Annotated in this window: 21 protein-coding genes; 17 read left to right on the forward strand and 4 right to left on the reverse strand. The window is 44.5% G+C overall.

What is annotated here, in order from left to right; translation table 11 throughout:
• Positions 1 to 22 precede the first annotated feature (22 nt).
• From NP596_RS05595 to NP596_RS05635, 9 genes are all read left to right on the forward strand, one after another.
• Positions 23 to 1,123, forward strand: a complete 1,101-nt coding sequence (locus NP596_RS05595) for a DegT/DnrJ/EryC1/StrS family aminotransferase (protein WP_256614290.1) — start codon at positions 23 to 25, stop codon at positions 1,121 to 1,123.
• A 111-nt stretch (positions 1,124 to 1,234) separates the two neighbouring features.
• Positions 1,235 to 2,074, forward strand: a complete 840-nt coding sequence (locus tag NP596_RS05600; RefSeq protein ID WP_256614291.1) for a hypothetical protein — start codon at positions 1,235 to 1,237, stop codon at positions 2,072 to 2,074.
• A 76-nt stretch (positions 2,075 to 2,150) separates the two neighbouring features.
• Positions 2,151 to 2,921, forward strand: a complete 771-nt coding sequence (locus NP596_RS05605; RefSeq protein ID WP_256614293.1) for a glycosyltransferase family 2 protein — start codon at positions 2,151 to 2,153, stop codon at positions 2,919 to 2,921.
• Between the two features lie 20 nt (positions 2,922 to 2,941).
• A complete protein-coding gene (locus NP596_RS05610; protein WP_256614294.1) occupies positions 2,942 to 3,547 on the forward strand; it encodes a DapH/DapD/GlmU-related protein in 606 nt (201 codons plus the stop codon).
• Positions 3,532 to 4,656 (forward strand): glycosyltransferase, encoded by a 1,125-nt coding sequence (locus NP596_RS05615; RefSeq protein WP_256614295.1) that lies wholly within the window; start codon positions 3,532 to 3,534, stop codon positions 4,654 to 4,656. The genes NP596_RS05610 and NP596_RS05615 overlap by 16 nt, the downstream gene beginning before the upstream one ends.
• Positions 4,653 to 5,399, forward strand: coding sequence for a glycosyltransferase (locus NP596_RS05620; RefSeq protein ID WP_256614296.1), 747 nt, complete (start codon positions 4,653 to 4,655; stop codon positions 5,397 to 5,399). The genes NP596_RS05615 and NP596_RS05620 overlap by 4 nt, the downstream gene beginning before the upstream one ends.
• Positions 5,400 to 5,627: 228 nt before the next feature.
• Complete coding sequence (locus tag NP596_RS05625; protein WP_256614298.1) at positions 5,628 to 6,596, forward strand: NAD-dependent epimerase/dehydratase family protein; 969 nt, start codon at positions 5,628 to 5,630, stop codon at positions 6,594 to 6,596.
• A gap of 259 nt (positions 6,597 to 6,855) precedes the next feature.
• Positions 6,856 to 7,893 carry an MraY family glycosyltransferase gene (locus NP596_RS05630; RefSeq protein ID WP_256614299.1) on the forward strand — a complete coding sequence of 346 codons (1,038 nt, stop codon included), beginning with the start codon at positions 6,856 to 6,858 and terminating at the stop codon, positions 7,891 to 7,893.
• Positions 7,890 to 9,719, forward strand: a complete 1,830-nt coding sequence (locus tag NP596_RS05635; RefSeq protein WP_256614300.1) for a polysaccharide biosynthesis protein — start codon at positions 7,890 to 7,892, stop codon at positions 9,717 to 9,719. The genes NP596_RS05630 and NP596_RS05635 overlap by 4 nt, the downstream gene beginning before the upstream one ends.
• 34 nt (positions 9,720 to 9,753) lie before the next feature.
• Here the strand turns inward: NP596_RS05635 and NP596_RS05640 are convergent, their stop codons facing one another.
• The 3 genes from NP596_RS05640 to NP596_RS05650 are packed head-to-tail and all read right to left on the reverse strand — an operon-like array spanning position 9,754 to position 12,640.
• Complete coding sequence (locus NP596_RS05640) at positions 9,754 to 10,251, reverse strand: Z-ring associated ZapG family protein (RefSeq protein WP_256614301.1); 498 nt, start codon at positions 10,249 to 10,251, stop codon at positions 9,754 to 9,756.
• Positions 10,248 to 10,865, reverse strand: a complete 618-nt coding sequence (locus NP596_RS05645; RefSeq protein ID WP_256614302.1) for a hypothetical protein — start codon at positions 10,863 to 10,865, stop codon at positions 10,248 to 10,250. The genes NP596_RS05640 and NP596_RS05645 overlap by 4 nt, the downstream gene beginning before the upstream one ends.
• Positions 10,862 to 12,640, reverse strand: coding sequence for a vWA domain-containing protein (locus NP596_RS05650; RefSeq protein WP_256614303.1), 1,779 nt, complete (start codon positions 12,638 to 12,640; stop codon positions 10,862 to 10,864). Before NP596_RS05650 ends, NP596_RS05645 begins: the two co-directional genes overlap by 4 nt.
• Positions 12,641 to 12,897: 257 nt before the next feature.
• On the opposite strand from NP596_RS05650, the gene NP596_RS05655 reads away from it, so the two are divergent.
• From NP596_RS05655 to NP596_RS05685, 7 genes are all read left to right on the forward strand, one after another.
• Complete coding sequence (locus tag NP596_RS05655; protein ID WP_256614305.1) at positions 12,898 to 13,857, forward strand: polysaccharide deacetylase family protein; 960 nt, start codon at positions 12,898 to 12,900, stop codon at positions 13,855 to 13,857.
• Positions 13,858 to 14,233: 376 nt separating this feature from the next.
• Positions 14,234 to 15,199, forward strand: coding sequence for a sulfotransferase (locus NP596_RS05660; protein WP_256614306.1), 966 nt, complete (start codon positions 14,234 to 14,236; stop codon positions 15,197 to 15,199).
• Positions 15,200 to 15,343: 144 nt separating this feature from the next.
• Positions 15,344 to 16,162, forward strand: a complete 819-nt coding sequence (locus tag NP596_RS05665) for a class I SAM-dependent methyltransferase (protein WP_256614307.1) — start codon at positions 15,344 to 15,346, stop codon at positions 16,160 to 16,162.
• A gap of 2 nt (positions 16,163 to 16,164) precedes the next feature.
• Positions 16,165 to 17,508 carry a putative O-glycosylation ligase, exosortase A system-associated gene (locus NP596_RS05670; protein ID WP_256614308.1) on the forward strand — a complete coding sequence of 448 codons (1,344 nt, stop codon included), beginning with the start codon at positions 16,165 to 16,167 and terminating at the stop codon, positions 17,506 to 17,508.
• A 2-nt stretch (positions 17,509 to 17,510) separates the two neighbouring features.
• Positions 17,511 to 18,425: a hypothetical protein gene (locus tag NP596_RS05675; protein WP_256614309.1), complete on the forward strand. Its 915-nt coding sequence runs from the start codon at positions 17,511 to 17,513 to the stop codon at positions 18,423 to 18,425.
• 24 nt (positions 18,426 to 18,449) lie between these two features.
• The gene (locus NP596_RS05680) at positions 18,450 to 19,292 is read left to right on the forward strand and encodes an FkbM family methyltransferase (RefSeq protein ID WP_256614310.1); all 843 of its coding nucleotides are present in this window, start codon (positions 18,450 to 18,452) and stop codon (positions 19,290 to 19,292) included.
• A gap of 101 nt (positions 19,293 to 19,393) precedes the next feature.
• The gene (locus NP596_RS05685; RefSeq protein WP_256614311.1) at positions 19,394 to 20,839 is read left to right on the forward strand and encodes a lipopolysaccharide biosynthesis protein; all 1,446 of its coding nucleotides are present in this window, start codon (positions 19,394 to 19,396) and stop codon (positions 20,837 to 20,839) included.
• 217 nt (positions 20,840 to 21,056) lie between these two features.
• On the opposite strand, the gene NP596_RS05690 is transcribed toward NP596_RS05685, so the two are convergent.
• Positions 21,057 to 21,590 (reverse strand): gamma carbonic anhydrase family protein, encoded by a 534-nt coding sequence (locus NP596_RS05690; protein ID WP_256614312.1) that lies wholly within the window; start codon positions 21,588 to 21,590, stop codon positions 21,057 to 21,059.
• A gap of 82 nt (positions 21,591 to 21,672) precedes the next feature.
• Between NP596_RS05690 and NP596_RS05695 the strand changes: the two genes are divergently transcribed.
• A partial coding sequence (locus NP596_RS05695) for an SPFH domain-containing protein (RefSeq protein ID WP_256614313.1) occupies positions 21,673 to 22,506 on the forward strand: 834 nt, incomplete at its 3' end.

Raw genomic sequence — 22,506 nt, forward strand, 5'->3', positions numbered from 1 at the left:
TACCAAGCCTTTAGGAATGCGCATGATTTTGATGAATGATTTTAAAGCCGAACCGCTTGCACTGCGCGAGGCCATGGCTCAGGCCGCGCGGCGCGTACTAGAGTCGGGTTGGTATGTGCTGGGCAAAGAAGTCGAAGCTTTTGAAAAACAGTGGGCCGGCGTCTGCGGTCTTGCTCATGGAGTAGGTGTCGGCAACGGCATGGATGCGATTGAAATCAGCCTGCGCGCGTTGGATATCGGTCCCGGAGATGAAGTCATCACCACGCCAATGACCGCATTTGCCACGGTGCTGGCTATTTTACGCGCGGGTGCGACGCCTGTTTTGGCCGATATTGAGCCGGATACGGCTCTCTTGTCTATTGAAAGCGTGCGTCGCTGTATTTCAAAACAGACTAAAGCGGTGTTGCTAGTGCATCTATACGGCCAGGTCAGAGCCATGCATGCTTGGCAAGCGCTTTGCCGGGAACACGGAATTAGTTTGCTGGAGGATTGCGCGCAAGCGCATCTGGCGACGTGGCACGGACAAGTTGCCGGTAGTTTCGGCTCGGCCGGCGCTTTTAGTTTTTATCCCACCAAGAATCTCGGTGCGATTGGCGATGCCGGGATGCTGGTAACACAGGACCAAAGTCTTGCGCAAAAAGCCGGTCGAATTCGTAATTACGGGCAAAGCGTTCGTTATTCCCATCCTGAAATCGGCATGAACAGCCGCCTGGATGAAATTCAGGCCGCCATGCTTGCCGAACGCTTGAAATGGTTACCCGAGTTTACCGAGCGGCGGCGTCAGATAGCAGATGCTTATCGACAAGGTATCGACAACCGTTTAGTCAAGCATCTGGCTGAGCCGGAGCAAGCGTCCGCGCATGTTTATCACCTTGTTGTGATCGTCTGCGAGCGCCGCGAAGCTCTGCAAAGCCACTTAAACCAACATGACGTGCAATCGTTAATCCATTACCCCATCCCGGTTCATGGCCAGGAACCGTGTCTGGCCGTCAAGCGCGATCCATTAGGTTTGCCGAATAGCGAGCAACACGCGGCCCATTGCCTTTCGCTGCCGTGCCACCCGCAGATGAGCGATTACGATATTAAGCAAGTAATCGATGCAGTGAATGCATTTAAGGGTTAAACGATGGAGCATTTCGTTACGTTGTTTGACAGCTTATTCCTGCCGCAAGGATTGGCGCTGCACAGGTCCATGCAAAGACATATCAAGGATTACTGTTTGTGGGTGCTTTGCATGGATGACGAAACTCACCAAGCATTAAGCAAATTGAATCCGCCGAATGTTCGCCTGTTGGAATTGAGCAAGCTGGAAACGGAGGCCTTGCTTGCGGTCAAGCCCAAGCGAACCAAGGGTGAATATTGCTGGACCTTAACCCCGTTTACGCCGAAATTTGTTTTTGAAGCCGATTCTACCGTCGAACGGGTGACCTATCTCGATGCCGATTTATGGTTTCGAAAAAATCCCGCGCCGATATTTGCGGAATTCGATGCGTCGAGAAAACATGTACTGATTACCGATCACGCATACGCAGCGGAACATGATCAATCCGCTACTTCGGGCCAATATTGCGTTCAGTTCATGACGTTTACCAGGACGGGTGGCGAGTTGGTAAGACAATGGTGGGAGCAAAAATGCGTGGAATGGTGTTTCGCCCGATTTGAAGAAGGCAAGTTTGGCGATCAAAAGTATCTGGACGATTGGACCGAACGGTTTCCTCTACAAGTTCACGTGTTACAGAATAAGGAATTGTTGCTGGCTCCCTGGAATGCGACTAGATTTCCGTACGGAAACTCGGTGGCATGGCATTTTCACGCTTTAAGGGTGCTTATAGCTAAAAATCAAGCTATATATGTTGAGTTTGGGCCTTATTTGTTGCCTAAATATACATTAGAGCATGTTTATAAAATGTATCTCCTGGATTTAAAGAGTGCGGTTGAAGCGCTTAAGGATTTTCAAATTCCTTTCAAATCCCAAAAAGAGTTTTCGAAATTATCGGTTATTAAGGCTAAAATAAAAACACCGCTTCGTCAATTAAGGTCATTATTCTCTACTTCGGTCGGTGAATTCTTATAGAATTTTATGGCTGGATTTTTCATTTATCATAATATGTATTTTTTTATGATTGTCTTTTTACAGGGATATTCGTCCAATGTCTTCTGATACGACAGCCGATGCTAGCAAGCCTTTAGTTTCCATTATCACATCAACTTTTAATGCGGCACTGTATTTGCCGGCAGCTATAAAATCAATTCAAGATATATCGTACGATAATTTTGAATGGATTATAATTGATGGAGGCTCCAGCGATGGAACCGTAAATTTAATACGGCAACATGAGGATATTGTCAGTTATTGGCTTAGCGAGCCGGATAAAGGTATTTATCATGCATGGAACAAAGGATTGCGTGTGGCTAAGGGAGACTGGATTTGTTTTTTAGGTGCCGACGATTTAATTATGCCGGACTCTATTTCTAATTTGCTGTCGTGTCAGAAAAAGTATAGCGAAAGCCTTGATTTTATTTATGGACGAGTTGAATTGTATGAAAATGGCAAGTTATTAAGAACCATCGGTGAGCCTTGGCTATGGTCTAAATTTAAACGTTATTTTGCGGCCACTCATCCCTGTGCATTGCATAACGCGTCTTACTTTAAACGTTATGGCGAGTTTGATACTTCATTCAGGATTACAGGCGATTATGAAATGTTGCTTAGGGCTGGAAGTTCGCTAAAAGTAGGTTTTCAAAATAACGTTGTGGCACATATGCAAATGGGGGGAGTAAGTAATGGAAATGCGGCCGTTTTTCAAGAAACTTTGCGCGCTAAACTCAAACATGACTTGACAAATCCAATTGCCGGGGAAGTATATGCAAAATGGTCCGAAATTAAATGGCGTCTGCGCCGGTATTTAATCGGCGTTTGATTGCACCTATATTAATATAAATGACGGCTTTAAAGAAATTGGTGTGGACTTATGGTTATTGTGGCCTTCTCAGGTTGATGTTGGATTATCTCCATACCCGATTACTATTCTCTGATGCCCGCATGGTGCGCCGCCCTGTTTATGTGCGGGGGAAAGCCAATATCCGTTGGGGTAAACGCTTAACCACCGGTGTCGGCGTACGGCTCGATGTGTTTTGCAGCGATGCCGAACAACGGCTTTTTTTCGGCGACGATGTTCAACTTAACGATTACGTACATATTGGTGTCATCGAACGCGTCGAGATTGGTAATGATGTGCTGATTGCCAGCAAGGTGTTTATTAGCGACCACAACCACGGCGGTTATAGTGATTTCATTGCCGAGAGCGAGCCTTTTGTGCCGCCGCTACGCCGGCCATTGGTTGCCAAGCCGGTGTGCATCGGTGACCGGGTGTGGATTGGTGAACAGGTTTGTATTCTGCCGGGCGTCATAATAGGCGAGGGGGCGATTGTAGGGGCGGGTTCAGTAGTAACCCGCGATGTGCCGGCTAATAGTATTGTGGCCGGGAATCCCGCTAGAATCATTCGGGTTTTCAATGCGGAGAGTGGCGCTTGGCAAAGAGTTTAAAGAAACGGTTGGTTGTCTCCGCGGTGAATTTTACCGAAGGCGGCCCGCTGACCGCTTTACGGGATTGTCTATCCGCGGCGGACTCTGTTCTGTCGGATAATTGGGAAATCGTTGCTCTTGTGCATGACAGCCGATTATTCGATATTCCCCGGGTGATATTTATTGAGTTTCCCCACTCCAAACTCTCTTGGTCTAGCCGGTTGTTCCACGAGTTTTGGCGTTTCCATGCGTTATCGCTGGAATTAAAACCGGATGTTTGGTTGTCGCTTCACGATATTTCTCCAAGGGTCAGCGTGCCGCGGCAGGTGGTATATTGCCATAATCCGGCACCTTTTTATAAACCGCGGTTAGCCGATTTATGGTGGGAGCCAAGGTTCTTATTATTTACACTTTTTTACCGTTATTTGTACCGTTTTAATATCCATGCGAACGATTTGGTTGTAGTCCAGCAGGATTGGATTCGGCAAGAATTTAAGCGGATGTTTAATGTTAAAAATGTGCTGGTTGCGCATCCTGTTTTAGTCCATCAAACGGCACAAAAATCGGGTGATTCCGTTAAAAAACCAGGTGTTTTTCTTTACCCGGCCTTGCCGAGGGTGTTTAAAAATTTCGAAGTGCTTTGCGAAGCGGCCCGGCTTGTTCGGCAACAGGTTGGGGATATTTTTGAAGTTCGACTGACTTTAAATGGCGACGAATCGAAATATGCGGCCTTTATTAAATCGCATTACGGCGATATTTCCGCCGTTAAGTTTATCGGGCGGCAAAATTCTCAACAAATGGCGTTGCAGTACCAAGAGGCCGATGTTGTGGTATTTCCTTCTCGATTGGAAACCTGGGGTTTGCCAATTTCCGAAGCCCAGGCGTTTGGCAAACCCATTATCGTTTCAGATTTACCCTACGCCCATGAGGCGGTCGGAAACTATGCTAGGGCGGCATTCTTTAATCCGCTCGATTTCAAGCAATTGGCGGCGATTATGTTGGCTTATTTGCAAGGCGAGCTAAAGTTCAATCCGCATTCTCAACCAGTTATTTCTTCTCCTTTTGCGCCAAACTGGGAGTCGCTTATTCGCGCGGTAGTGGCGGAAACCGTAAAGGAAGGCTCTTTATGATTTCGATATCGGTTGTTAGTCACGGGCAAGGCGGGCTTGTCTGTCAGCTTTTGTCCGATCTAGCCCAAATTAGCTACGAGACCGGTTTTGAAGTTGTTTTGACCAAGAATATTCCCGAGCAATTACCATTTGCTATCGATGGATATCCGTTTTCAATTAGAGTGATAGAAAACAAATCGCCCAAAGGGTTTGGCGCCAATCATAATCAAGCATTTATGAGTGCATTGGGCGAGTATTTTTGCGTTATGAATCCGGATATCAGGATAGCCGAGGATCCTTTTCCGAGATTGCTATCGACGTTAACAAACGAGAATGTCGGGATCGTTGCTCCGCAGGTTGTTGATCCTAACGGTGTATTGGAAGACAGCGTGAGGCGGTTTCCCACGCCGCTAAGTTTAATGGCTAAATTATTCCGGATTAATGATGGCCGATATTCGGTTCCACATGACGGGAAACCTTATGCGGCGGATTGGGTAGGAGGCATGTTTATGTTGTTCCGGACGGAAGACTATAAGTTGGTAAACGGTTTTGACGAGGCTTTCTTTCTCTATTATGAAGACGTGGATATTTGCACGCGTCTTTGGAAAAAAGGGCGGCAGGTAATGGCGAATCCTAGTATATCGGTTACTCACGATGCGCGCCGTACCAGTCGGCATGACCTTCGGTATGTTATTTGGCATATCGAAAGCATGGCAAGGTATTTATTAAAACACTGCTGGTGCTTACCGCGTACTTCGCGCTGATTGCAATAGATAGTGAAGATGAAGTTGATGAAACGCAGTTTTAGCAGAAAAGAGATTTGCCTTGTGCCGTTATTGGGCTTGTTATTCCTGTTTTTAAAGAAAACAATATGAAACCTTCTCATGTTATGGCTTGGCAAGGTTTGTTTACCTTTTTCCGCGCCTGATTTTTTAAATGGGCGTGGTATAAACTCGCTGTAATCCCATGATGATTTTTATTCCGGCTGATGTATGAATAATTTGGTTTTGGTAAGCGGTGCCGGCGGCTTCATAGGCGGCTCTTTATGCGTTGCTTTGCAGAGCGGCGGTTACAGAGTCAGGCAGCTAACGCATAGTCGGTTGCACAAGGATAAACATACATTTGAGATGGATTTAGCTAAAGATCCTTGTCCGCCCGGTTTACTTCAGGATGTCCACGCAGTCTTCCATCTTGCCGGCAAGGCTCACGCCCTAGCCGAAACCCGGCAAGATGAAAACGAATATTTTCAAATCAACACCGAAGGTACCCGCAAACTATTAGAAGCCGCCAAACAAGCCGGTGTGCAAAAGTTCATCTATTTCAGCAGCGTCAAAGCGGTGGGGGATGGTGAGCGCCAGCCCATGGATGAGTCTGTGCAAGCAGCCGCGGATACCCCTTACGGCCAATCCAAATACGCCGCCGAACAATTGGTGTTGCATGGAGGCTATGTCCCGCATCCGGTGGTTATCCGACCCTGCATGGTGTACGGCAATACCGGCAAAGGCAATTTGCCGCGCATGATTCAGGCCATTCGGCGAGGCGTGTTTCCGCCGTTGCCTGAAACGCATAACCGGCGATCGATGGTGCATGTGGATGATGTGGTGCAAGCGGCGCTGCTGGTCGCGGAAATGCCGGAGGCGGCCGGCCAAGTCTATATCGTTACCGATGACGACGCCTACACTACCCGGCAAATTCACGATTGGATCATAGCGGCGTTAGGAAAACCACCGTCAAATTGGTACATTCCGATGCGTTTGCTAACTATTTTTGCCAAAACGGGCGATACCATCGGCCGCTTGATTGGCCGCCGCTTTCCGTTCGATAGCGATGCATTGGACAAATTAACAGGTTCTGCGTGGTATTCCTCTGCTAAAATCCGGCACGAACTGGGTTTTAGCCCTCAACATACTCTTCAATCCTCATTGCCGGATATAATGCGTTTTCTGCAAATGAAAGCTTGATCGAAACAATTTGTTGGTATTTGGGGTTTGCCTGCCTTCATTGTCGCGGCGTATTTCTTAACTTTCTTATGCATGCTAACGCACCAAAGTGGAGATTGCTCATGCGTACGACTATCGATATTGAAGATGATGCGCTGGCGGCAGCTGTTTTGATAAGCGTTTGACTTTGGATGCCGTGATAGGGGCGACCGAGGATCTTTTGCATATTCTTCGCTAGCCGTAATCAGTTTTTTCCATATTCCATTTTTTTGCACGTGAAATGAATAATGTTGGGTTATTTTTACTGACCGGTTTGGCTGCTTTTAGTATTACCGGTATTTTGCGACGTTATGCAATAGCCAAGTCCGTCATGGATATACCCAACCACCGCAGCTCGCATACCAAACCAACGCCGCGAGGCGGAGGCTTGGGCATTGTGTTGGCTTTTGGTTGCGCCTTGGCTTTACTTAAGTCCGCGCAACTGATCGATAGTTCTGTTGCGGCCTTGATGGGGGCCACTTTGCTGGTGGCCGGTATTGGTTTCTGCGATGACCATACCCACGTCCCCGCGCGATGGCGGTTTTTGACGCATTCGGTAGCGGCGCTATTGATATTGATCGTAATGGGTGGGTTTCCGTTAGTGTTATTGGCCAGTCCGTTGGACGGCATCTTGCGGCGCGGGCTGATCGATTTGAGCTGGCCGGGTTATCTGTTTGGAACCTTATGGCTGGTTTGGTTTTTGAATTTATTCAATTTTATGGATGGGACGGACGGAATCGCGGCGTCCGAATCCTTGTTTATGTCCATGACCTTGGCCGGCTATGCTTATTATCTGGATGGTTCCTTGTTTTATATTTGTTTGAGTTTGTCGGCCGCATCGTTGGGATTTTTGTTCTGGAACTGGCCCAAGGCCAAGATTTTCATGGGCGATGTCGGCAGCGGATTTTTAGGCTTATGGATAGGCGTGTTGATATTGATGGCTGCTCAGCAAGCGGCTGTCTTGCTGTATTGCGGTCTGATTTTGTTCGGTATTTTTTTAGTTGATGCCACCTACACGTTAGGCGTGCGTTTTATGTCCGGACAGAAATGGTATGACGCCCATTGTTCCCATGCCTATCAACGTGCCGCTAAGCAACATGGGCATTTACGGGTTTTGCTGGCTTGCTGGCTGATTAACTTGGGCTGGTTATTGCCGGTGTCATTCTGGGTGTTCGTTCATCCCAGCCACGGGTTAGCAGGCGTTGCCGTAGCTTATTTACCGTTGGTATGTGTGGCTCATCGATTCAAGGCCGGGCAGACGGATTGGGCTCATTCATGAACTTCAAATTTCGCTCTCGTACCTCGATCTTCCTGCACGATTTATTGATGGTGCCGCTGGCTTGGTTCGGCGCCTATTGGCTGCGCTTCAACCTGGACGAAATTCCCGACGAATATTTTTACTCGGCGTTATTGTTTTTGCCGGTGGTTATCGTCATACAAGTATCCGCTTTTTGGGTATTTGGCCTGTATCGCGGGGTCTGGCGCTTTTCCTCGATGCCCGATCTGGCGCGTATCGCAAAATCGGTCTTCGCCGGCATCTTTTTTATTGCCGGCTCTCTATTTCTTTACAACCGCTTAGAAGGTTTACCACGTTCCGTAATGCCGCTCTATATGCTGATTTTATTGGCATTACTTTGTATTCCGCGATTTGTGTACCGATTTTGGAAAGAGCGGGCTATCGTCGAACGGATGGGAATGCGGGCATTGATTGTGGGCGCCGGTTCGGCGGGGGATATGCTGGTCAGGGACTTATTGTCCAATCCCAATAGCGGCTATATACCTATCATATTCGCCGATGATCAATCCGGTAAAATAAACCGGGAAATCCGCGGGGTTCGGGTAGCGGGAAGGATAGAGCAAATTCCCGCTTTAATTGAGCAGTGGGAAATCGATGTGGTATTGATCGCCATACCTTCGGCCACCGACACACAGATGCGCCGTATCGTGGAAATTTGCGAAGGTTGTAAAGTTCAGTTCCAAACTCTCCCATCGGTCAAAGAATTGCTCAGCGGCGCGGTAACGAAAGCCAGCCTCAGAAATGTGTCTATAACGGACATTTTGGGCCGCGATCCGGTGTGGCTGGATTGGCAAGGTATTCAAGCCGGTTTGCACGATAAAACCATACTGGTGACCGGCGGCGGCGGCTCGATCGGTTCCGAATTGTGCAAGCAACTGGCCAAGATTCAGCCGCGTAAATTGATTATTTTCGATCAGTGCGAATTTAATTTATACAAGATTGACGCTGAATTATCGCAACATTATCCGCAGTTGCAACATTCGGCCATATTGGGCGATGTCACCGATGCATTAGCCGTGCGGCAAGTCGTTGAAGGGCAAAAACCTCAAGTGATTTTTCATGCCGCCGCTTACAAGCACGTGCCGTTATTGGAAAGTCAAGCGCGAGAGGCGGTGCATAATAATTTGATCGGCACCAAAATTGTTGCCGAGGCCTCTATTGCCGCCGGCGTGGAGCGGTTTGTGCTCATCTCGACAGACAAGGCCGTCAACCCCACCAATGTGATGGGCGCTACCAAGCGGGCGGCGGAAATTTTATGCCAAAATCTGGATAAAACCAGCAACACCCGGTTTACGACCGTGCGCTTCGGGAATGTGTTGGACTCCGCGGGCAGCGTGGTGCCTTTGTTTCGGGAGCAGATTCGCGCGGGTGGGCCGGTTACCGTGACGCATCCCGACATTACCCGTTATTTCATGACCATTCCCGAGGCATGTCAACTGATTATGCTGGCCGAAACCGTGGGCAAGGGCGGAGAGGTATTCGTGCTGGATATGGGGGAGCCGGTCAAGATCGTTTACCTTGCCGAGCAAATGATTCGGCTGAGCGGGAAAGTGCCCGGCAAGGATATTCATATTGAATTTGTCGGGTTGCGGCCGGGTGAAAAATTGTATGAAGAGCTATTTCACAATGACGAACAGCTGATGGAAACCGGCTATAGCAAATTGCGTTTAGCCAAAGCCAGGGTTTATGAAGACGATGGCTGGTTCGGTACTGTCCAGGCCTTGACCTTGGCCTGCCGGCAGCCGGGACGGCAAGATATTTTGTTACTGTTAAAACAATTGGTGCCCGAATTTAAATCGGAAATTTGACGCGGTAATTGTTGGCCAATTTCCAGGGGGGATATTAGTCGAATACATCGCCCCAGTCGGGCTCCGGTGTATTTTGCGTTTCGCCGGCGGCTTGTTCGTTCGCCGTCATCTCGCCGGCAGGTGTGGCAGTATCCGCTGTCTCGGCCGGTTGCGATGCGTCCTTGCCGCGGGGAACCAGGCTATTCAAGTAATAATCCAATAGATCGCAAAGTTGATCGTAAACAATATCGCTGGGTTTTTGTTTTAACAGTTGATCGATATACTGTTGCAAAAACCGTCTTTCCGCGCCGATTAACCGCTCGCTAATGCCTTGGGCATCGTTTTCCCCCTTATCGAAATGGCGCGCGAATTTTCTTGCCAACTTGTTTTTGCGGGTATCCTGTCTCTCTTTAATTTCATCCAGCAGTTGCTCCAGTTGCCGATGCTGTTTGCGCTTTTTGAACCAACTTACGCTTAAAAAGCCGATTATTGCCAGTAAAACAAGGGTCGTTACCAAAACCCCCATGAGCAGCAGCATTCTCATTTCAATCATGTTGACTTGGGATGTAAGATGTTATGTTCGGTTTCTTGAAAAATCTGCAGCATTTTTTTCCGGCTATTTTCCAACTCCAGCGCAGTTTGATTGCCGCTGAAAACACGGGTATATTCGGCCGTGATTTCGTCTATGGTTTGCATCGCGGTATCCAGTTGCTGTACCAATTGCTGATTAATGCGTTCCAGTCCTTGCGAGGGGGGAGTGGCGTGGGAGGATACGCCTTTTTCAGTTGTATGCAAATGGGTCAGCAGCTGGCAATAGGGAAGGGATAAATCGTTAATGCGTTTGTCGATCTGGTTTAACAAGGACATTTCGCGCTGCAGAAAAAGTTTGATGACGATTTGCATCAGCGCGCGCTCGGAATCGCTGACATCTTTCAAGGTTTGCTCAACCGTCTGCTGATCCAGGCCGCATGTATCGGAAAGCAGCTCATGCAATGGTTGATTCTTAAAAGACGCTTGGTCGTTAAATTGGTTGATAAAGCTGTCGATTGCCCGCATTTCCCGCTTCCTTTTCCGTCTGGAAATAAATATCAAGCCGGCCGACAGCAATATCAATACTCCCAGCGCTTCCGCCAATAATATTACCAGCGCGGTATCCACTGTCATCATGCCAATCTCTCCAGTAATTGTTGTTGTTGTTTCTCAATAGCTTTTTTGAGCGCCTTGTAAACAAAAAAGCCAATACCGCAAAAAAGCAAATTAATAGCCAAGACGATGCCGATGATAATGCCCCACTCATTCTCAATCTGTGAATTGGTTGGCGGCGTTTGATCCGTGGCTTCGGGTACCGCTTCGCTGTTAGCGGTTTCCGTAGGCGATGGCGATTGCGTTTGTTCTTGTTCCAATAAAACCGCAGGCTCCGGGGGTGCAAACGAACTATCATCAATTTTGACAGGGGGCAGTTGAGGCGTAACAACCGTTCCATCCAGGCTTTTGGCCAGGACATCGAAGTTGACCGACAGCGATTCTCCAGCCGGCAACTTATCCAGTTTCAATTGCCATTCGCCGTTTTGTTCCTGAATGATTTGCGACTCAGGTTCCCGGCCGGGTCGATGTAGGGTGGCGGTTATCGACAGCGTTGAAGCGTCGAGGACGGCAATATCGGGGGTAAACTTAAGGGTAATGGCGCGGTTGGCATGATCGATCAATTTGTCGATTGTAATAAGTGCCGGCACTACGGCAAAGTCCTGGCTAATTTCGCGTTTAAAGGTCTTGCCGTCGGCGACTATCGCCAGTGAATGTTTGCCCTTTGCCAAGCCGTCCAGTACGTGGAAAAAAAAGCCAGGCTCGGTTTTGTCCGCTTCTATTTTAATGGGAGTCTGTCCGTCGAGAGAGACGGTGATAGCCATCAAATCGATAAAATCGGCGCGGCCGATCAAGTTGCCCTGTTCGGTAAAATGCAGTTTCAAGGGCAGGGGCTGTTTTTCCCCCAGGAAGCTGGCAAGTTCGTTTAAATGCATTTTCAGGTCGGTGAGGATCATGACTTGATTATCCGGATCGATAGCCGCTTCTATATGCCATTCGCCGGGCATGGGGCTTTTTACCGTAACCAGATCATAACCGTCGGCGCTCAACCAGAACACGGATTCGGAAACACTGATTTTAGTTAGCGTTTCTTGGTCTGGGCGGATTATTTGACTCGGTGTTGCGTTCGGTTGTTTGAATATCAATAGGGAGAACTCTTGAATACTGCTGTCTACAGTGAAGGCGTTATTGTTAAGCGGCAGGCTATCTTTAGGCGCTACTTTCCGCGCGGTTTTCAAAAACAAGCGCTGAAGCTGATCCGCGGACTCGGCGGATTCAGCCCAGCCCCCGGATTGAAATGCCAATTTATCCAATAGCTCCTTGTCCACTTGATCGGACAAGGCTATGGTTTGAACTTTAACTTTTCCCAACTGCAATTTGGGAATCAAGTCGCTTAAAATGCGTTCCCGCGAATCGGCACTGACCATAATGTCCTTGGAGATGTCTACCATGCCATCGGTCAGGATAATCAGGTTTTTGCTACCATTACCTGAAAAGCCTTTTTCAAGGGTGGTTTGAATGGCGTCTTCTATGTGGGTGTAAATGCCATGCGAATGGATTTTTTGGCTGGCTTTAAGCGCATCCTGCCGCCAATTTTCATCGACGGCATCTGCGTGGCTAAGCAAGGAGGTCTTTTCCGCAAACAGCCATAAAGACACGTTGGCATTGTCCGGCAGCAGGCGAATTAACAATTGAGTGGCCGCCACGCGCAGATTTTGCGGGTCGTTTTGTTTCATGCTGCCGGAGACGTCGATCAAAACCTGAACTTCATTTGTATCATTAAAGTGTTGTGAAGCGTTAACTACACCACCAAGAAAAAATGAAAGATAGATAATTAAAACATTCGTTGATAGTTTCATAACAAAGGAAGGCGGATTATGTCTTTATTTGTTGAACTATAGTCCAATAGACTCGCTTGGCGAGTCTCCAAATAATTTTGCGCTAAACTTGTGTTCGGCGATTTGCTAAAAGGGCTGTACACTTAGGTTCAATTTATACCTTGTGACCGGTCGATATTAAAAATAACACAAGAAGTATTGTCTCAAACCAACTATCTGATGTGGTGACAGGTAGGAGTCCGGATTTCCGCTAAAGCCATGTGCAAATATCAAACACTATGAAGATCCCTTTTTCAATCAGACTGTTACAGCCTTTAGCAACCTTTGCAAGCGGGCTTGGCAAGCGTAAGAAACTTTTGATCATGATTTACCATAGAGTTCTGGATAAGCCTGATTTCATGCGGCCAGGCGAAGTGGATAAGGTTGCCTTTACGTGGCACATGCAACTTTTGGCTAAGCACTTTAACGTATTGCCGCTGGCGGATGCGCTGGATCGAATGCAAAACGACACGTTGCCGTCCCGCGCGGTTTGCATTACTTTCGATGATGGTTATGCGGACAATTACAACAACGCATTGCCGATTCTGCAACAATTTAATCTGACCGCTACTTTCTTTATCGCCAATGGTTTTTTGAATGGCGGCAGAATGTGGAACGATACGGTAATTGAAGCGATACGGAATTTTCCAGGTTCAGTATTGGATTTAACCGAAATTGGTCTGGGGCAATTCGATATGATATCTGAAAACCAAAAAGGTCAGGCCGCCAATAAAATCATTGGGCAAATAAAACATCTTCCAATTGAGACGCGTAATCAATACACTGCCTATATTGCCGCCCAATCGCAAAATCTGCCGGATGACTTGATGATGACCAGTGAGCAGTTGAAAAAATTATATCAAAGCGGAATGGAAATTGGCGGACATACCGTCAATCATCCGATTTTAGCAAAGCTGGACGATGAAATTGCCAATCAGGAAATTTTGCAAAACAAGCTGTTTTTAGAGCAATTATTAAGCATTTCGCTACGATTTTTCGCATATCCAAATGGCAAGCCTGATAGCGATTTCCTGCGGCAACATAAGCAAATGGTCAGGGAAAACGGTTATCAAGCGGCAGTATCTACTCATTGGGGAGTAGCTACCAAAAGCACTGACCAATTGCAATTGCCTAGATTTACCCCATGGGATAAAACACCATTGAAGTTCATGATCCGAATATTTTCAAAATATAACTAACTCAAGACGAATTGGGTACGAATGGTAATGAAACTCTGGATAATCAGGAATATAAATAAAATACCACATGACTATATACCGTAAACTACTGCTATTTAACTGGCGCAGAGTTATTAAGGCGGGGTTGTAAGTTTGTAAAGTCAGGTCGGCGTATAACTGCTCATGTATTCGATATGTTCTGAACAAATATTTAATACTTAACTTAATGACATGGTTTTTTGTTAGAAGTGTTTGAAAGTATTCAATTGAAAGTGCCCGTTAAATAGAGTTGCGCGTGGTTTGGTGAAAGTAAGGCTCATGTTGGTATGAAAAAATCACATTAGAATGTCGATATAAATTAAATTATTTTCTTGGCTTATTTTTAAGAATCGGAAACATGCAAAGTCCAAATAATACATTATTGCTTTTTGGTATGCCTAGATCGGGAACAACATGGCTAGCTAAAATGATAGATAGTCACCCTGATGTAATCTATAGGCATGAGCCTGACAGTGAAAAAAAAATACCTATACCGCTCATTACTCAAAGTAATGAGCGGTATGATGAAATTGTTGGCGAATATGGCAGAGGGATATTGAATCTGCGTACGATAAAAACATGTGGTAAAGCTCCTTTTTTTAATAAATCATATTTTAATCCGTTTACTGCATCGTTGTTGGTTGGTAGTGTTTATTTGGCAAAGCTTGCCAAAAGAGCGAATGTTTCTATCAAGATTATCGAGCATCTTGCTTCGGATAAAGATTTATGTCTGTTATGGAAGTCGATAGAGTCGGTTGGGCGTATAGAAACGATTATGGCGGGTATGCCTGAATGCAAAATGATTTATATTATTCGCCATCCATGCGGTCAAATTGCATCAGTGCTTAATGGAGAAAAAAGTCGTTATTTTTCAAGTGCTATTCAAACAGCGGATGATTTTGGGGTTTTTGAAAGGTTATTAGATACGGATGCGGCCAAGCAACGAAATCTAACCCTGGATCAATTGAAGTCTTGTACACCTATTCAACGGCTAGCTTATCGTTGGTTGCTCTATAATGAACATGCATTAAATAGTTTAAAAAAATATGCCGATCGTTCATTTGTTGTTCGCTATGAAGATGTATGTGAAAAGCCGCTGGATATGTTGAAGGATATTTTTGATTTTTCTGAGTTAGTGTGGCATTCGCAGGTGGAGACTTTTATTAATAATAGTATTAGCGAAGATAGTTATAATTATTATAGTGTCTATAAAAATCCAAGAATAGCAATGAATAAATGGAAGGAAGAATTAACCCGTCAGGAAGTTGATGATATTTATAATATTATAGCTAATAGTCTGTGTCATGACTATTATAAATTTTAATGTTTTTTCTATTTTTGCAAGCTTTGATGGATATGTGGCGATTCTTAATATTTATGCGGATAAAATAACTTTTGATCTCTTCGTCGGGGTAAATATAACGCATCTTTAACTCCGTTCAATTAACATTTTTTTGTGTAGTCGTTAATGAAAGAAAACATTAAAGCATCAAATACTGATTCGTTTGATCATAGCACTCATCAGGAATTTGTGGAATATTACGCCAACGAAAGTTTAAGCGATTCCACTATAAACCGTATGCAAGGTATTATTAATTGTGTGCTTCGAAATATAGAGTCAAGTCGTTTAAATCAAAAGCTGGACATTGCTGATATCGGTTGCGGTACAGGTATTATGAGTGTGATGTGGGCGCGACAGGGGCATACGGTTTATGGTTTGGATGTAAATGAAGCATTGTTGGAGATTGCGGGACAGCGTGCCATGGAGGAGGGATTGGCAATAGAGTTTAGCCTAGGATCAGCAACGCAGTTACCTTGGGCCGATCAATCTATGGATGTTTGTATTGCGCCAGAGCTTTTAGAGCATGTTGTAGAATGGGAAGCATGTCTTAAAGAATTCGTTAGAATTCTAAAGCCAAATGGTATATTGTTTATTAGCACTGCTAATAAATTGTGCCCCATACAGCAGGAATTTAATCTGCCATTTTATAGTTGGTATCCGAGCTATATTAAACATTATTGCGAGGAACTCGCTCGGACGACCCATCCTCAATTAGCCGGTTATGCGAAATATCCTGCCGTCAATTGGTTTAGCTTCTATCAGTTACGAAAAGAATTTAGCAAGCTGGGCATGAAAGCCTTTGATCGTTTCGATATTATGGACATCGATAACAAATCTGATTTTAAGAAAGCGGCCATAAAAATTGTAAGAAATTCATCATTATTGAGACTGTTTGGTCATATTTGCACTTCCGGTTTGCCTGTGTTAGCGATTAAAAATAAATAAACATGCGCGACATAGTAATCACGTTAATAGTTTTAATAGGTTGCGGTTATACTCTGAAAAGACCCTATATTGGAGTGTTGTTATGGTCGTGGCTTAGCTATATGAATCCGCACCGTTTGGCATTTGGTTTCGCATATAGTGCCCCTTTTGCTCAAATCACTGCGTTGGTTCTATTAGGGTCTATGTTATTCTCAAAAGAGACGAGAAAGCCGCCTATTAACAGCATTACAGTTGTGTGGTTCGTATTTGTGCTATTTATGGGTATAACATCGGTTTTTGCGTTTTTTCCTGAAATAGCGCTAAAATATTATGAAAGGGTAATAAAAATACAGTTTATTGTATTTTTAACAATGATGTTGATAACCGATATGAGGAAATTGAATCAATTGCTATGGGTAATATCATTATCAATTGGTTATTTTAGTGTGAAAGGTGGAGTGTTTACGATATTAACGGCTGGGCATCATAGAGTTTGGGGGCCTAATGATAGTTTTATAGCTGATAATAATAGTTTGGCGGTTGGTATATTGATGGCTATTCCTTTTATGATTTATCTGTACCAAATCTCCGAAAGAAAATGGGTCAAATACGGATTATTCAGTGCTGCTATCTTGAGTCTGTTTACGATAATTGGCAGTCAGTCGCGCGGTGCTTTTTTGGCTATTGCTGCAGTAGGTTTGCTTTATTGGTTAAAAAGTGACCGTAAATTAATAACAACGCTTGTTGTGCTGGCACTTACAGTTTTATTGCTTATGTTTGCGCCTGAATCTTGGTATAAGCGCATGAATACCATTGAAAATTATGAAGAAGACGATTCGGCATTGGGGCGGTTAAATGCATGGGAATATGCTTATAACGCGGCAAATGATAATTTATTAGGGGTTGGCCTTAATAGTTGGTCTAAGGAGACATTTCTGCTTTATGCGCCCAACCCGCTAGATGTTCATGCTGCGCATAGTATTTATTTTAGTGTCTTAGCGGATCATGGATGGATTGGTCTGTTTATGTTTGTCGCAATATTTTTTATGAGTTGGAAAACGCTAACCGCAATCATAAAAAATACAGAGCGCAACCCAGATTTAAAAGAACAATATTTATTGGCTAAAATGCTACAAATAAGTTTAATAGCTTATCTCGTAGGCGGAGCATTTCTGAGTCTATCTTATTTCGACTTGCCTTGGCATGTAGTGAGCTTTGTGGTCATACTTGATCGCATTTGCGCCGAGCAGCAACCCTTGAAGGCAAAACCGATCAAATCAAATCGGGTTATGAAAAATAATACTGAACTACATATGCAAAACACTTACAGAAGAGTATTTTTTAGTAAAAAATCCGCGAGGGCATGAGAATGTTTTTTAATTTAAAACGAATAATAAATACTAAGTTATTTAATTATTCGGCAAGAGAGATTTTGAATTTACCTGCAGTTAATTGTGGTAATGGCGGGTCCGTGGTTGTTGTAAGTCAATTATGTAGCCGTGACTTGATTATGTATTTGGTCGCAATAAAATCGTTTACTCGTTTTATATCGCCTATTAAATTAATTATAGTAGGCGATAGATTGAGTGGGGGAGACATAGCGACTTTGAATAATAATATAACTAATCTTGAAATTATTAATATTTTAGATGTTGATACGGACTCTTTTCCGAAAGGAGGGTGTTGGGAGCGGTTATTAACAATCCTAGATGTTTGTCAGGATTATTATACTATTCAGCTGGATGCGGATACCATAACTTTATCAATGCCGGAGGAAGTAATTAAATGTATCTCCGAAAATAAAAGTTTTACTCTTGGCACGGATATGGGGCAAAATATTACTTCATTTCGGGAGGCATCGAGGTTTTTAAAGAATCAAAATGCTGCGAATCAGCACGTGCAAATTCTCGCTGAACTTTCATTAGAAAAAATAGATGAAGAAGATAATTTAAAATATATTCGAGGCTGTGCTGCCTTCGCCGGATTTGCTAGAAAAGAAGCATCAAGGGAACAAATTAAAAATATAGCCCGGTCTATAGAGCTCATAATAGGCGAAAATAAATGGAAGGAGTGGGGGAGCGAGCAAGTGGCATCTAATATTGCAATTGCTAATTCTGATAATCCATTAGTTTTACCTGTAACAAAATATCATTATTATAAACCAGGGATTGATTGGGGGCAGTTTCATTTTTTACATTTTGTTGGTTCGCTAAGGTTTTCCGATGGGGGATATGCGCGTCTAGCTAAAAGACAGATTGAAATGCTAAAGACAAGTGCTTTTTGAGTTTTACGGGCTATAACGAGCGATATGAAAAAAATATATAGCGTTATTTCAAGGTTTCCAGGGTATATAAGGGTCTTTGGCTATTATTACGGTATTCAATTATTTTTTAGAGTTGAAGTTGGTTTTAATGTCTTGCTAAAATCGGAAAAAATATCGAAATATTATTTGCCGAATTATAAGAAAAATATTTACTTAAGGCACTGCGTTGCAGATAGATCAATATTTTGGCAATGTCTTGTTAAAAATCAATACAGTTTTAATCGTTTTCCGCAAAGCAAGCGATTAATGTCTGTTTATGATGAGTTGGTTAATTCAGGACAAACGCCGTTAATTATTGATTGTGGCGGTAATATTGGGTTGTCATCCTTTTGGTATGCCAACCGCTTTCCAGATGCCAAAATAGTCGTTATTGAACCGGATCAAGCAAACCTAGATATACTAACACTTAACCTAGAACCTTTTAGCGGCAGAGTTGTTATTTTGAAAGGTGGGGTATGGAATAGAAAAGGGTTTTTAAAGATAGTTAATCCGGAGGCTGGTTCGGCAGCCTATAGGGTGGAGTTTCTTGATGAAGAATCTGATGATAGCATTCGTTGCTACACTATTAATGAGATATGCGAAAAGGTTGATATTAAAAATCCATTCATAGTTAAAATCGATATAGAGGGCTCTCAAAAAAATTTATTTCAAAATAATACGGAATGGGTGAGTAAAACAAACTTGATCACGTTAGAATTAGATGATTGGCTTTTACCTTGGCAAGGAACGAGTCGAAACTTTTTTTCGTGTTTAAGTCAATATTCGTTTGATTATCTTTTAAATGGGGAGTCAATCTTCTGTTTTAGAGACTTTTATGGAGATTCGTAAATATCGGTCTAATACTTTGAATCTATTTTAAAAGTTGGCTGTAGAAAGGGGGCATGCCATAATGTATAAAATTTTGGCACGAAGTTTTTGGGTTGGTCAATATGAATGAAGCAGAAATTGCGCACAAGGTTTTATCTGGTCTTAAATGGAAAGCTTTCATTCGAGTTTTAGGGCAGGTTATAAGTTGGGCCATAAGCATAGTTGTAATACGTTATATTAAGCCGGAGGAGTATGGTCTAAAATCCATGGCTGATATATTTATGGCCGTAGTTATGATTTTTAGTTCGGGTGGATTGCAAAGCGCAATAATACAAACCAAGGAGCTCACGGAAGAGAAGCTAAAGAAGATTTTTGGTATTCTTATAATAATAAATTTAATCTTATTCGTTTTCATCTTCCTCGGTGCATATCCTATAGCAAAGTATTATAACGAGCCGAAAATAATTTCATTGATTCAGGTGATGTCCGTCGGATTTCTCTTAGTGCCGCTCAATATAATGCCATCTGCACTGTTCAGTCGTGATATGGAATACAAAGAAGTATCATCTATATCATTTACAACTAATGTGATTGGAGGTGTTTGTACATTAATAATGGCCGTTATGGGATACGGTGTTTGGTCGCTCATTGCTGGGCCGTTATTAAGCAGTGCGCTCAGCGTAATTATTTTGAATATCTACAAACCATGTCTTAAAAAGCCGGATTTTTCTATGCATGGAATGTTCGATGTTGTATCGTTCGGTGGAACGGTGCTTTTAACTTCTTTTTTATGGATAGTATTCTCTAAAGCGGATGTTTTTATTGCTGGGGGAGTATTAAGCGCAAAAGATGTTGGTGTTTATGCCGTTGCTTTGCATTTGGCTTCTCTACCAATTGACAAAATCATGCCGGTACTTAATCAGGTTGCGTTTCCAGCGTATGCAAAGCTGCAAGATAATCCCTTGCAAATCGCAAAATATTTTCTCAAATCCATAAGGTTAACCAGTCTGATATTATTTCCAGTATCATTTGGATTAGTGGGTATATCTCATTATTTAATCCCTGCGTTACTGGGTGATAAATGGAATGATGTTATTCCATTATTTTTTGTCTTGGGTTTGGTTTTCCCGCTTCGAGGGATAAGTACCTTGTGTGCTCCTATGACCAATGCGATTGGAAAACCAAAGGTTCAGCTTCAATTAGTGGTTTTGGGTGTGCTGCTAATGGTGCCGAGTTTTATTTTTGCAATAAATTATGGTGCGTTAGGGTTGGCTTTAACTTGGGCTATAGTTTATCCTGTTATAGTTTTGATAAACCTTGTGAATTCAATTAGAAGAATAAACTTAAAGATTTTTCATGTGGTTAAAGCAGTGTTCGCGCCTATATTTGTGTCATCGGTTATGCTTGTAGGGTTATTAATGTTTTATATGACTAATGTAATTATTGTAAATCATTGGGTTACGATAGGGGTTATGATTCTATCCGGTGCTGTTTTTTATATATTGGGTATGCTTTTGTTGTCTAAAAAAACACTGTACGAAATGGCTGGGCTTTTTAGTTCCAGATGATCAATTGTCAAACGGGTTTCCGCGTATACTTTTTGGCATAGTTTCGACACGTATCTTTTACAACGCGGCACGGATATTCGCACCATCAAGCATGAGCCATAAGGATCCGAAAACCGCCATGGTTTATACCATGGCGAGCATCAGGGCGTTATCAGCCCGCTGGACAATTTGAGCTTTTGATCTTTCCTCATCGGTTACCCGCTTAGCGCTTGGACGATTATTCCTCGGCCAAATAGCGGTCTTTCAGTCGGATGTAATGCTGGTAAGAATATTCCAGGAAAGCTTTTTCGGTGTCATTCAAGGCCCGCACCGGTTTGGCCGGCGCGCCGACGTACAGATAGCCGCTTTCCAGGGTCTTGCCGGGCGACACCAAAGCCCCGGCCGCCAACATTACATAATCTTCCAGCACCGCGCCGTCCATAATGATGGCGCCGATGCCGATTAAACAATAATTGCCGACTGTGCAGCCGTGCACCACGGCCCGGTGGCCGATGGTAACGCCCTTGCCGATCAACAGGCGGTGGCCGCTGGGCGAATAATCGCCGGCGTGCGAAACATGCAGCACCGAGCCGTCCTGCACGTTGCTGCCGGCGCCGATGCGGATGGATTCCACATCGCCTCTGATCACTACCGTCGGCCAGACCGATACGTCGTCGCCCAGGGTGACATCGCCGATGACGACGGCGGTCGGGTCGATGTAGACCCTGTCGCCCAGCTGCGGTTGTTTGTCTTTAAACGTTCTAAGCGCCACAAAAACTCCTGATATTTGCCATAATTGATCGCTAGATGTTACGCAATTGCGTTTGGGTTCACCACAAAATTATGAGGTTATCATGGCAATGATGGATGGCATTAAACGCCAACTGCGTTCGGTCATCGAATGGCAAAATCCCGATCCGGACGTATTGTTCATGCAATGGACGGAAAACGGCGACGAGATCAAAAACGCCTCCAAGCTGATCGTCGGTCCCGGCCAGGGCTGTATTTTCGTTTACGAAGGCCAGGTCAAGGCGGTCATAGAACAGCAATGCATGGTCAATTTGCAGACCGATAACGTGCCGTTCTGGACCACCATTAAAAAGTTCATGCAGTTTTTCGTCAGCGAACATAAGGTGGGGATTTATTTTTACCGCAAGACCAAAATCCTCGATCAGAAATGGGGCACCACTTCGCTGATCAAGTATCAGGACCCGAAATACCAATTCCCCATCGGCCTAAAAGCCTACGGCAATTACAGTTATCAAATCGAAGACGCCCAGGCTTTTTTCGTGAATATCGTCGGCAGCCATAACCAGGTCGGCATAGACGAGTTCCGCAAAATCATTTCGGCTCGGGTGATTCAGCCGATTAGCGATTATCTGGCCGAATGCGGCTACAGTTATGCCGATATCGACGCCAACCGCGAAGAAATTGCCCGCGGCATTGCCATCAAGCTGGCCATCGTGTTCCGCAAGCTGGGTTTTACCATCGGCGATTTTCGCATCGAAGGCACGGATTTCGACGATGATACCCTGCGCCGCATCAACCGCATCGCGGATTTGACCGCCGAGGCGCAGGCCGCCCAAGCGGTGGGCTTGGATTACGCCAAAGTGCAGCAACTGGATGCCATGCGCGAGGCGGCCCGCAACGAAAGCGGCGCGGCGGGGGCCGGCATGGGATTGGGCGCC

This window comes from Methylomonas rivi (assembly GCF_024505165.1).
GTDB lineage: Bacteria > Pseudomonadota > Gammaproteobacteria > Methylococcales > Methylomonadaceae > Methylomonas > Methylomonas rivi.